Genomic DNA, 11,245 nt, shown 5'->3' on the forward strand with positions numbered 1-11,245 from the left:
ACATTGATGGGTTTGTTAGTAAGTTAAGGGTAGGTGAGTGAAATAGAGAATCCGTAATTATGATATCATGTAAATATAAGGTATCTTTGAATCTTAATAGACATAGATAGTTTTTAGGGAGAAAGGGGAGATATGTTGTGAAAAAAAGTAGAATTATTTTAGCGATAATTGTTTTCGGTCTTTCCTGTTATAGTTTAACGACTAAAAACTTTGAAATGATGCCATATTTGATGTTTTTTCTAGCCATATTTATGTTAGTAACAGGACTAGCTGAACTTCAAAAAGACAGAAAAAGTTTTTGGGGGTATATGAGTATTATTGTTTTTTTATTTGCCTTATTTGTTTCCATTCAAGGTTTCTTATTGAATTAGCGGAAGGGTTTAGATATGAAAACGTTTATTTACATGGTCAGGCATGGAGATTCACCTAAAGGAGAAGGGAAGGAGAGAGCGCGTGGGCTAACTGAAAAAGGGATTTCAGATGCCCGTATCATAACTGAAATATTGAAAGAAGAGGGAATAGACAATTTTATTTCAAGCCCATACAGAAGGGCGCTATTGACGATAGAGGAACTAGCGCAGTCTTCTGGCAAAGAAATATTGGTTTTTGAGGATCTTAAAGAAGTAAACTTTTTAAAAGAAACCATGGGTTAAGCTAGGGAGATAGGATGAAAATGATTAAGTATATTATTTTTGATTGTATGGAAACCATAGTTGATTTAATTGAGCTCCCAAATGCAAGTGATTATGCTTACTGGTCTTATGCGAATTCTGGTGTTGAGCAGTATTGGGTAAATTTTGATGAGTACTATAAAAAATATAAGCTTGCCAAAAAAACATTAAGTGATAGTTATAAGACACATCAAGAATATGAAATGAAACAAAGAATTGAGTTTATCGTTAACAACACAACCTCTATTAAACAAAATAGACAAGCAGTTATAGATCGTTTATACGAAAATTACTGGGATACCTATAAGTCTAAATGTTTTATTAAGGAAGAAACTAAGCAGGCAGTTGCACAACTTAAAGAAAAATATCATTTGGCAATCGTGTCTAATTTCATGATTAGGGATGGCATAGAAGAGCTGCTGGATATAAATAATTTGATCCATAGTTTTGATTTCATTGTGACTTCCATTGGATTTGGATGGAGAAAACCTGACTCAAGAATTTATAAATACGCAATTGATAAATCTGGTTGTCAGGAGCATGAAATCCTATTCATTGGTGATGATTATGAGAATGATTACGTGGCACCAAGGAAATATGGCATGCATTCACTATGGTTAAACAAGACTAACGAAAAGAAAGATCAAATTGATCAAATTCACGACTTTTATGAATTAACAAGAAAATGTTTAGAGTAGATGCTAAGTTAGAAAACCAGCTTATATTTGATTACACATTGTTACATATAATTGGCAGCCTATGACGAGTTTTTTCGTCCAAGGCTGCCATTTTTTTATTAGGCTGATCCAAGACATGATTTGAATGGAATCAGTGCAACTTGTTCCTTTTGGAATATTAAATTGAAATTAGTACCAAAATAGAGTGAGTAAATACGGATTGTATAGATATGGATGTGATTTTATTTGAGCGGTTCGGGTAATAAAATCAGCTTTGTGCAGGTATTTATGATGTTTTCATTAATGAATGGCCTTGCCAGCCACGTTATCGTAAATCCGATGATTTTGTCTGCGTCCAAACGTGATTCGTGGATTACTGTACTGATTACAGGTGTGTTTTTTCTGATTTGGATTTTGCTATTGGTCTGGTTAATGAACCGGTCAGGTCAGCAAGAGTGGAAAAAGTGGCTATCCCGAAGAAGCTCTCCTTTTGTTTCCTGGCTTCTTATCCTTCCCGTTTGCATTCAGATGTATCTCATTGGCGGTATGACCGTCATCCATACGGCTACATGGCATGTGACAAATTATTTGCCCTCTACTCCTAAGATGCTGCTCGTTGTCTCACTGGTATTATTTTGTACAGCGATGTCTATGTGGGGATTAAAGGTCATTGCGATCGTTGCAGGCGTGTTGCTTCCGCTTGTTGCGTTGTTAGGCATTTTTGTCGGTTCATTCAATTCTCCCATGAAAGATTTTTCGTTATTAAAGCCTGTACTAGAGCATGGATGGGGCCCTGTTTGGAATGGAATGGTTTATTCCGGCGCAGGTTTTGTGGAGCTGATGGCGCTTATCGTGCTGCAGCATCATTTGAAGACGAAAGTTCGAGCTTGGCAGCTGCTTTTATATGGCGTATTTTCCATCGTCATATCACTGGGACCTATCGTTGGTGCGATTACAGAATTTGGCCCCATAGAAGCATCCCATCAAATGACTTCGCCATACGAGCAGTGGAGGCTAGTAAAAATCGGGCAATTTGTTGAGCATCTAGACTTTTTATCCATCTTTCAATGGCTGTCTGGCGCGATTGTTCGCATAAGCTTATCTGTGTATTTATTCGTTGAATTGCTTTCTCTTCGTCAAGCACGCAGTCGACACTGGGCAATAGCTATCATTATGGTGAGTTATATCCTTCTGTCCCTGTTTCGAGTAAACGAATATACCTTTTATTTATGGATGGATCGTTATTACATGCCAATCTCGCTGGCGGTATTGTTATCCTTTTCATTCTTATGGATGATTGCCGCCCTGTTCTTAGGATCTGCCTCAAAGGAGGGAAAAACATGAATGGACAAGCACAGTCAAAGTCAGTGATCTGGAATGAGGAAAGCTTAAGGGCTCTCTTTGCGGGTTCATCAGATGTCAAAATCCAAGCTTGCCACTTTGGAGATCAAGAGAGCGTTGAAGTTGTGATTGCTTTTGCAGAAGGACTGAGTCATACGGCTGATATTGGTAAATTTATTTTACCTGAGCTTAATCGACTCTTTAAAGAACAGGGCTCGTTCAAGGACCCGATTGTGCGGTTGTCCAATGTACTCTCAATTACGGAATTTACAGAAGTAACCGAAGATGCGCTATCGGAGGCTATTTTTCAAGGGGATCTGCTGCTCATATTCACCGAAGAAAATAAAGTGGCTTTTGTAAGCATAGCAGATAAGCCAACAAGACAACCATACGAATCCAGTACAGAAATTTCGGTTAAGGGACCAAGGGATGGGTTCGTTGAAGATATTACTGTAAATATTGCCTTAATCCGTAAACGGCTTCGAAGCCCTTCTCTCCATGTAGATAATTTGACAATAGGACGAAGAACAAAGACGCGGATTGGGGTTCTTTACTTTTATGACATCATTAATCCCAAGATATTGGAGGACTTACATGCGCGATTGGAAAAGATTGATATTGACGGTTTAATCAGTATTAGTCAGCTAGAGGAATTGTTGTCTGATTTTAAATTTAAGCTATTGCCAATTATGGATTTTACCGGAAGACCTGATTATGCCGTCCAAAGCTTGCTATCGGGCCGTGTAGTACTCGTTATTGATGGATTGCCAATGGTGTTAATTGCGCCAGCTGGCTTGTCCCTTATCTTAAAATCTCCAGAGGATGCCCATTTCAACTATGCGTATGTTTCATTCTCAAGAATAATAAGAGGGATCAGCTTATTCCTGTCTATATTCTTGCCAGCCATATGGGTTGCGTTAGTGTCGTTTCATCAAGACCAAATTCCATTTCAAATGATGGCTACCATTTCTGTGACAAGACTGGGGCTGCCGCTTTCTTCGCATATGGAAATGTTTCTGCTGCTCATGCTGCTGGAAATATTCAGGGAAGCGGGAGTAAGGCTTCCTAACGCAATCGGTCAGACACTGACGTCAATTGGGGGGCTGATCATTGGAGATGCAGCCATTCGTGCGGGTTTGGTCTCACCTTCAGTAGTCGTAGTTGGTGCGATTACCGCCGTTTCGGGGGTAACTCTAGTGAATCAGACGTTAAGCACGCAGGTAAGTATTTTGAGGCTGTTCTTTTTTACACTATCCGCAATTCTCGGCATGTACGGCGTGATTTTAGGTATGGTTCTGCTCATTGGTTACATGGGTACTATAAAATCATTTGGCGTAAGCTATTTGGCGCCTTTATCTCCGCTATCTGTTAGTGAGCTGCTTATTTCGTTCCTGAGATTGCCGTGGGATAAAATCAACAAACGACCTACCGCGCTGCAAACGAAAGATCAAGATAAGAAGAAGGAGGATTAGACATGTATATTTTCCGGGCAATAAGCGTGCTTCTGAGTAGTATTATGATTCTAAACGGTTGCACGAGTACGCCGGAAATTCAAAATATGGCATATGCGACGGCTATTGGCGTTGACTTTAAAGACGGCAAATGGATTGCTTATACGCAGATACTCAATTTTTCAAACATCTCGCATAGTGAACAAGTTAGCCTTGGTAAAGCTGTCCCCGTATGGGTAGGCAAAGGGGAAGGGAAAACGATGGCATTAGCATTAACAGACATTAGCAGAACATCCCAGCTGCAAGTGTTTTGGGGGCATGTTAAAGCTGTTGTTATGACAGAAGCGGTGCTCAAGAAGGGTGTCACCGATGTGTATAGCGCGATTAATCGTTACAGGGAAGTAAGGTACAATATTCTAATCTATGGAACAAAGAGGAGCCTGCCAGAAATATTTATTCAGAAATCGATTCTGAATTTATCCCCACTGGAAACGATCATGTTTACGGCTAGTCAAATGCATTCAGTCGTTTCAGTAATCATTCCAGTTACTGGGAATCGTGTTATTGCGGATTTAAACGAACCTGGAGAGCCGGCAATGATTCCATCACTTGACCTTGATTCTAAAGATTGGTCGGAAGACGAACAACCAAAGCCGATGTTCAGCCTATCAGGTGGTTATTTTTTCAAGAAAAACAAGATGATAGGATGGATGTCAGGACGGGATCTGCAAGGGATTAGATGGGCGGAAGAGGGACTGAAACGTATACCGCTTCAAGTTACTGCCCACGGATCACCGGCTGCCGTTATTGAATTTTCATCTCCGAGAATGAAAATTAGACCCGTAACGGAAAAGGGAGAAACTCGCTATAATCTTGAAGTTGAGGCAAAGGGCATTGTCATTGAGCTAATGCAAGACGTAACCATAAACCATTTGAAGGAATGTACTGCTGATGCCATTCGCAAGGAAATTACGAACACCTATAGTAAAGCGTTTAAGATTCAAATCGATCCGTTTCATCTCAGACAGTCGCTTTATCAGTCATCACCCGCGGAGTTTAAGCGCTTATCCAGCACCGATGATTTTTTCTTGAAAAATGATTCTATCAAGGACATTAAAGTAAACGTCAATCTCTTGAATACGGGCAAATATAAGGGGACAAAAAATTAATTGATGTAGTCATTTGGAGTCTAAAACAAGATTCCTCGTAACTCTTGTAGCATGAGCACAATCATGAAGCCTCTACTAATCATAGATTAAAAGGAGCATGATAGTGGGAGGTGAGCTTGAATGGAAGAAATGTATCGTTTTAGCAGAAATAATATGAACTGTAGAGTCCGTGTTCGGACTCGTGATGGCCGTTGCCATGAAGGCGTTATCGTAAACGTTGATAGAAACAATGTATATTTACGGACATCGGATAGGGTAAGAACTTCGGCATATTATGGTAATGGGTATGATAACGGATATGGTTATGGGTATGGTTATGGTTTTGGGGCAGGTCTATTGACTTTGTCGTTGTTTTCGCTTCTTGCTATAGCTTTGATCTAAATAAAGAAACCTCAAGTCCATAGCGGCTTGAGGTTTCCTTGTTTTATAGCAGCAAGACGGAATATCTCGCCCCATGTTTCTGTTAAGGAAGAATGTTTCCTGCAGCACGATAAATGGCATACCATTCTTCGCGTGTCAAATGAACTTCGCTCGCATTGCAGCAATCGTTCAGGCGGTCAAGATTCATTGTACCGATTACCGGTTGCATATGCGCAGGGTGGCGCAAAAGCCATGCAATAGCAATTGTTGTATTGCTAACATCGTATTTTTCAGCAATTTCATCGATTTGTTTATTCAATTCCGGGAACTTGTCGTTTCCAAGGAATACGCCTTCAAAAAATCCATATTGGAATGGAGACCAAGGCTGAATCGTAATATCGTTCAGTCTGCAATAATCGAGGATACTGCCATCACGGTGCACAGCAGCATCATTTTCCATATTTACGTTAAATCCGCTCGATATCATAGTCGCGTTCGTAATGCTTAGTTGCAACTGGTTAGCGACTAGAGGCTGCTTCACCGATTTCTTTAAAAGTTGAATTTGCATTGGTGTTTGATTGGATACGCCGAAATGGCGTACTTTGCCTGAGCTTTCAAGGCGATCAAAAGCTTCAGCTACTTCTTCCGGCTCGACCAATGTATCTGGACGGTGCAAAAGCAGAATGTCCAAGTAATCCGTTCTCAGTCGCTTCAAAATTGCATCTACCGATTCTAAAATATGTTCTTTGGAGAAATCGAACATGCCAGGACGAATGCCGCACTTTGATTGTAAAATAATCTTCTCGCGAACTTCAGCGTTCATATGAATAGCATCTGCGAATATTTCCTCACAAGTTCCACCGCCATAAATATCAGCATGGTCAAAGAAATTCGCACCCTTATCTAGCGCCGTCTGAACAAAACGTTCGGCACCGGCCTTGTCCAGCGAATTAATACGCATGCAACCGACTGCAATCACCGGCACCTCTAGTGTACTGCTTCCAAGCTTCATCGTCCTCATGATTTAAGTCCTCCTTCGAGATTGGTTAACTTTGTTTGATGGATTCATCGCAAATAGAAGAGTGTTCTATTTGTTGCTGCACAAACTATGTAAACGCCTTCCTAAACAATTGTGCCTTATGATTGTCTCACAAAAGGCCGCCGTATTTCAATGTTTACAAAAAGGATAAAATGATATATGTGTCCGCTGGTCGTTGGCACGGCATCTCTATCCACGTGCTCTGGTATTTACATACAAACGTGAATTCGGTATTCTGGAAAAATAGTTTCAACTTGGAAGTCATTTAATCGCGAATTATTATTAAATGGAGGCAGCAAACATGGCGACAATTGAGGATTTCATGAAATTAGATATTCGTATTGGTACGGTTATTCATGCAGAACCTTTTCCAGAAGCTCGAAAACCCGCAATAAAATTAGAAATCGACTTTGGTGATTTTGGCGTCAAACATTCCTCGGCACAGATCACAGAACGGTATGAACCAGAACAGCTTATTGGCCGTCAAGTTGCCGCAGTTATGAATTTTCCTGTTAGACGTATTGCGGGCTTTAAATCCGAGGTGCTTGTCATTGGTGGAGTCCCATCGGAAGGTGATGTAGTTCTTTTAAAGCCAGATCAACCCGTTCCGAATGGGACGCCAATTGCGTGAGGAAGTTTATCAAAAAAAGAACAGGCTGCCGATATAATCGGCAACCTGTTTAGCTTTCCACGTTCACACGTCGACAGCGATCGTAGCAATTAAAGTTATAGGGCTCCATGTCAGCTTCGATTTTTTTTGGTACATAACCATCGTTTGTTAAGCTGGTAAGAAGTTTAGTTAAATGCTTTGCCGTTTCTGGTAGATCATGCATGAGCACGATAGGGGTCACATCATTTTTCTCTAATTTTTGTATTTGAGATATTGTCGTTTTAATATAATCTTTGCTTGAATTAGACCAGTCGCTGCTGTCCACGTTCCAATCCCACAATTTATACCCGTTGTCATTTAAAACCTTCCTGAATGAATCTGTTAAATAAGGTACACTGCCGTAAGGCGTACGAATTAGAACCGTTGAGATGCCTGTAATTTTCTCAAGCGTTTTTTGAGCTTGATTCATTTCATCCAGCGCAGATTGTTCCGAACGGTAAAATCGATTTTTATTGTGTGTGACACCATGCAAAGCTACGGCATGTCCTTCTTCTACAATTCGTTTAACGATTTCTGGAGACTGTCTCATTTTTGGTTCCAACATAAAAAATGTTGCTTTTACATGAAATAGCTTCAACGTATCCAATATTTCATTGGTAGCTGAAGAGGGGCCGTCATCAAAGGTTAAATATATCGTTTTATTATTTTTGTCATCATCGATTTCGGAAGGCTGCTTTACAGTAATTAAATTTGTTTCAAGTTGTTCATCTGTGTCATTTACTGTTGCTTGAATAGGGTTTGGACTGCTGCTGCATGCAGATAATTGAGTAACAATGATTAAAATAATACAAATGGCAAGTTTTCGCATGATCTAATTCCTCGTTTTGTGTAAGATGTTTTGATTGCGACGGTTCTTTTGTCCTTTCTTTTTGTACTGTGGCATATATCTTTGGAATGTTTGTTTAGTCAGTATAAAAAACAAAAGTGTCAGCACTATGGCTAACTTGTTTCTATGTTGTAAAATCTCACAAAAATCGACATCAGCTACTGATTATTGATCTGTTAATTGGAAACACTGTGTAAGAAGAATGATGGACGGGCTATGGCCATCAGAATGAAGCAGATGAATTTTTAAGGGGACAGCGGCACTCTGAGACTATTTAATATAAGTCTCATTAACCGTTGTCCCCTTTATTGATTGACCTGCTTTGATAACCAAATGGCTGTTATTAAATCTATTTTCGTTTCTTTTTTAGAAATTTTCTAGTTAAATTCACTGATATTGATCTTAAATCAGAGGAATCGGTTGAATTTTGACCAGAAGCGCTATTATCGCTGCCGCTGTCACTGTCGCTGCTGCTAGAATCACTGCTGCTTCCTTTTCCGGCTATATTGGTTATGTTGATGTTTATTCTGCCAACATTCCCAAAAATAATCGTGCCTTCGTTTCTTTCAATGATGACACGTCCCAATTCGCATCCCATAATAGCTCAGCATCCCTTTCTTTCATCACTATTTAAAGCAGCTTGACTGTAGATGATTCTTACTGACTATTCTATGAATGAACGAGTAGATAGGTATTGGCTATTTGTAGAGTTACAGGAGCCTTTTTTTAGTCTAAAATTTGTTTTTATTATGCGATGCGGTATAAATGCTCTCATTCTACTGGATTTTTCTGGTTTTGCGCATGAGCAACAAAATTAGTTTATTCAAACTCTATTGGTGTCTGGGAAGATTTCTTACATGGGGCAAGACTGTTTCTCTAGACCCACATGAATTTCGTTTTGTATAATGACACGGTACCTTTAAGGCTATAGAAGATAGGAAGTGCTCAAGGATTGACTACTCAACTGGATGCAACGAACAAGCAATCAACTCTCGCGATTTGGACCAGCTTAATTAGCAACATTGTATTGACCGTCATGAAACTTACAGTTGGTTTGCTGTTTGGCAGCCAAGTGCTTATTGCAGATGGCGTTCATAACGCAGGAGATGTATTTGCAACTGCAGCAGCATTAGTCTCAATGATGATATCAAAGCGACCGCCGGATGAGGATCATCCGTATGGACACGGAAAAGCTGAGGTTATCGGAGCAGGAATTGTAGCGGTTGTACTTGTCCTTGCTGCGCTCTACATGGGCTATCACTCCGTAATGGCAATGATGGAACCGCCACATAAAGCAACACTGCTTGTCCTCATTGCAGCAGCCATTTCACTCGTATGGAAACAGTGGCTTTATGTTTACACGATGCGAATTGGCAAAAACACGAATAGCAGCGGCTTAATTGCCACTGCATATGACCATTTAGCGGATGTATACGCATCACTGGCAGCAGTTATTGGTATTGCTCTAGCCATGTTAGGTGAACATTACAATATTCATTTTTTAAAATATGGAGACCCCTTCGCTGGAATCATTGTTGCTTATTTTGTTCTAAAGCTGGCCATTCAAATGGGAAAAACCTCTGTTGACGTATTAATGGAGAAAAATATTGATGGAGTGAGCATGGAACAAATTTCAGAGCTCGTTAAGTCGATACCTGAAGTAAAGCGAATTGACCGAATACGGGGTAGAGAGCACGGACATTACATTATTGTTGATGTAAGGGTGGGTATTCCGGCTGAATTAAGCGTACAAGAAGGCCATGACATTAGTAGAGAAATTAAACGTGTGATTCAGTCGCAAAACCCGATGGTGGAAGAGGTTCTTGTTCATTTAAATCCATGGTATATGGAAAACACTCAAAAAGAGTAAAGGTAGTTAAGCCGATACGAATGCGGAAAAACGGGTGCTGTGGCATCCGTTTTTTGTTTGTTTTTCAACAGGTTAAGAATGATATAAGAATGAATGGTTTCACTAAGCAGTATACCTAAACGCAACAAAGGCTCGCGATTAGTCGTCTATCTCGTAATTGGAATATTTAGCATACGGAGGGTATAGATGATGAAACAATTAAAAGGCAAAGCTGTCGTAATCGTTATATTAATTGCTTGTTGCATTCCCTTACTTTTATGTTGGTGGTTGTATATCATCCTAAGTTCTCCGACGATGCACTGAATGACTCGAGATCTGTCATGATAAATAAATGATATTTTTGAGTTCAGTAAACTTCAGTTATAGACATTCTTTATTACCCAAGCTGCGAATAAGTCGTTTATGATGTGTATTGTAGCTATCTTTATAGAAGGAGTGATGCGTTATGAGAAATGACCGGTTTCAAATCATCGATTTGTTCGAGAGGCCTATCACTTAGGGAAATCCGATAGATGGTTTTTCCTGAAATACAGGGAGGAATCCAGGAATGATTACATTAAAGGCATTAGACATTAGTAATTGGGAACAATGTGCACAGCTTAAACCTAAACCAGAGCAAGAAAAATATATCGCACCTAATATTTATTCGATCGCTGAAGTGCAATTTTTAAAAGGATTTGTAACGAGGGCGATTTACAATGATGAAGTAATGATTGGTTTTACAATGTTTGGGCTTGACCCAGACGATGGGAACTACTGGATTTATCGGTTTATGATTGATGGAGCATTTCAAGGACAAGGTCATGCTTCTAAAGCAATGCTGCTGGTTATCGATGAAATAAAAAATGCAAGTGACCGAACGGATGTTATTGTCCTTGGATATAAACCGGAAAATGAGCGAGCGAGGAAGCTTTACTCAAAAGCAGGTTTTAAAGAAGAAGGTTATGCTCCTTGGGGAGAAGTACTTGCGAAGTATAGCTTCAAGCAAGCTGTTCACAAATAACGAGAATAAAATTTCGTACAGCAAAGGCTGCCGACCTAAATGAGACGGCAGCCTTTGCTGCGTTCATATAAAAGAATGTTTAAGAATTATGATACCTAAATCGTAATATCGATATGATTATTGCGGATGGATCGTTTAATATAAGCATAGGAGTGTCAAGTTGTAACC

The 11,245-nt window shown here is 39.8% G+C and carries 12 protein-coding genes and 1 pseudogene; 10 read left to right on the forward strand and 3 right to left on the reverse strand.

What is annotated here, in order from left to right:
• Positions 1-137 precede the first annotated feature (137 nt).
• The 7 genes and pseudogenes from AB4Z17_RS28000 to AB4Z17_RS28030 all read left to right on the forward strand — a co-directional run bounded on the left by AB4Z17_RS28000 (position 138) and on the right by AB4Z17_RS28030 (position 5,690).
• The gene (locus tag AB4Z17_RS28000) at positions 138-371 is read left to right on the forward strand and encodes a DUF3953 domain-containing protein (RefSeq protein WP_441963448.1); all 234 of its coding nucleotides are present in this window, start codon (positions 138-140) and stop codon (positions 369-371) included.
• 15 nt (positions 372-386) lie between these two features.
• Positions 387-641, forward strand: a pseudogene (locus AB4Z17_RS28005) (histidine phosphatase family protein); the annotation flags it as partial.
• A gap of 32 nt (positions 642-673) precedes the next feature.
• Positions 674-1,369 (forward strand): HAD family hydrolase, encoded by a 696-nt coding sequence (locus tag AB4Z17_RS28010; protein ID WP_441909938.1) that lies wholly within the window; start codon positions 674-676, stop codon positions 1,367-1,369.
• A gap of 225 nt (positions 1,370-1,594) precedes the next feature.
• Entirely contained in the window at positions 1,595-2,692 is a 1,098-nt protein-coding gene (locus AB4Z17_RS28015) for an endospore germination permease (RefSeq protein ID WP_441963450.1), read from the forward strand.
• Complete coding sequence (locus tag AB4Z17_RS28020; protein ID WP_441963452.1) at positions 2,689-4,161, forward strand: spore germination protein; 1,473 nt, start codon at positions 2,689-2,691, stop codon at positions 4,159-4,161. Before AB4Z17_RS28015 ends, AB4Z17_RS28020 begins: the two co-directional genes overlap by 4 nt.
• A 2-nt stretch (positions 4,162-4,163) precedes the next feature.
• Complete coding sequence (locus AB4Z17_RS28025; RefSeq protein WP_441963454.1) at positions 4,164-5,309, forward strand: Ger(x)C family spore germination protein; 1,146 nt, start codon at positions 4,164-4,166, stop codon at positions 5,307-5,309.
• Positions 5,310-5,429: 120 nt separating this feature from the next.
• On the forward strand, positions 5,430-5,690 hold the full coding sequence (locus AB4Z17_RS28030) for a hypothetical protein (RefSeq protein WP_441963455.1): 261 nt from the start codon (positions 5,430-5,432) through the stop codon (positions 5,688-5,690).
• 82 nt (positions 5,691-5,772) lie between these two features.
• Here AB4Z17_RS28030 and AB4Z17_RS28035 read toward each other — a convergent pair whose 3' ends face one another.
• Positions 5,773-6,690, reverse strand: a complete 918-nt coding sequence (locus AB4Z17_RS28035) for an aldo/keto reductase (RefSeq protein WP_441909930.1) — start codon at positions 6,688-6,690, stop codon at positions 5,773-5,775.
• Positions 6,691-7,009: 319 nt separating this feature from the next.
• Here AB4Z17_RS28035 and csaA point away from each other — a divergent pair, with 319 nt between their 5' ends.
• Positions 7,010-7,339 (forward strand): chaperone CsaA, encoded by a 330-nt coding sequence (csaA, locus tag AB4Z17_RS28040; RefSeq protein ID WP_076270140.1) that lies wholly within the window; start codon positions 7,010-7,012, stop codon positions 7,337-7,339.
• A gap of 49 nt (positions 7,340-7,388) precedes the next feature.
• On the opposite strand, the gene AB4Z17_RS28045 is transcribed toward csaA, so the two are convergent.
• Together AB4Z17_RS28045 and AB4Z17_RS28050 are read right to left on the reverse strand one after the other, a co-directional pair.
• Positions 7,389-8,186 carry a polysaccharide deacetylase family protein gene (locus AB4Z17_RS28045; protein ID WP_441909927.1) on the reverse strand — a complete coding sequence of 266 codons (798 nt, stop codon included), beginning with the start codon at positions 8,184-8,186 and terminating at the stop codon, positions 7,389-7,391.
• Between the two features lie 367 nt (positions 8,187-8,553).
• On the reverse strand, positions 8,554-8,802 hold the full coding sequence (locus tag AB4Z17_RS28050; RefSeq protein WP_441909926.1) for a hypothetical protein: 249 nt from the start codon (positions 8,800-8,802) through the stop codon (positions 8,554-8,556).
• Positions 8,803-9,156: 354 nt separating this feature from the next.
• Here AB4Z17_RS28050 and AB4Z17_RS28055 point away from each other — a divergent pair, with 354 nt between their 5' ends.
• Both AB4Z17_RS28055 and AB4Z17_RS28060 read left to right on the forward strand, forming a co-directional pair.
• Positions 9,157-10,074, forward strand: a complete 918-nt coding sequence (locus tag AB4Z17_RS28055) for a cation diffusion facilitator family transporter (protein WP_441963457.1) — start codon at positions 9,157-9,159, stop codon at positions 10,072-10,074.
• Positions 10,075-10,621: 547 nt separating this feature from the next.
• On the forward strand, positions 10,622-11,077 hold the full coding sequence (locus AB4Z17_RS28060) for a GNAT family N-acetyltransferase (RefSeq protein WP_339208471.1): 456 nt from the start codon (positions 10,622-10,624) through the stop codon (positions 11,075-11,077).
• Positions 11,078-11,245: the final 168 nt, after the last annotated feature.

The sequence above is a fragment of the Paenibacillus sp. TAF43_2 genome (assembly GCF_052113545.1).
Classification (GTDB): domain Bacteria; phylum Bacillota; class Bacilli; order Paenibacillales; family Paenibacillaceae; genus Pristimantibacillus.

Bases quoted from the DNA above. Each gene is read 5' to 3' on its own strand.
- AB4Z17_RS28010 (WP_441909938.1), top strand. From the start codon at position 674: ATGATTAAGTATATTATTTTTGATTGTATGGAAACCATAGTTGATTTA.
- AB4Z17_RS28020 (WP_441963452.1), top strand. From the start codon at position 2,689: ATGAATGGACAAGCACAGTCAAAGTCAGTGATCTGGAATGAGGAAAGC.
- AB4Z17_RS28025 (WP_441963454.1), top strand. From the start codon at position 4,164: ATGTATATTTTCCGGGCAATAAGCGTGCTTCTGAGTAGTATTATGATT.
- AB4Z17_RS28030 (WP_441963455.1), top strand. From the start codon at position 5,430: ATGGAAGAAATGTATCGTTTTAGCAGAAATAATATGAACTGTAGAGTC.
- AB4Z17_RS28035 (WP_441909930.1), bottom strand. From the start codon at position 6,690: ATGAGGACGATGAAGCTTGGAAGCAGTACACTAGAGGTGCCGGTGATT.
- csaA (WP_076270140.1), top strand. From the start codon at position 7,010: ATGGCGACAATTGAGGATTTCATGAAATTAGATATTCGTATTGGTACG.
- AB4Z17_RS28045 (WP_441909927.1), bottom strand. From the start codon at position 8,186: ATGCGAAAACTTGCCATTTGTATTATTTTAATCATTGTTACTCAATTA.
- AB4Z17_RS28050 (WP_441909926.1), bottom strand. From the start codon at position 8,802: ATGGGATGCGAATTGGGACGTGTCATCATTGAAAGAAACGAAGGCACG.
- AB4Z17_RS28060 (WP_339208471.1), top strand. From the start codon at position 10,622: ATGATTACATTAAAGGCATTAGACATTAGTAATTGGGAACAATGTGCA.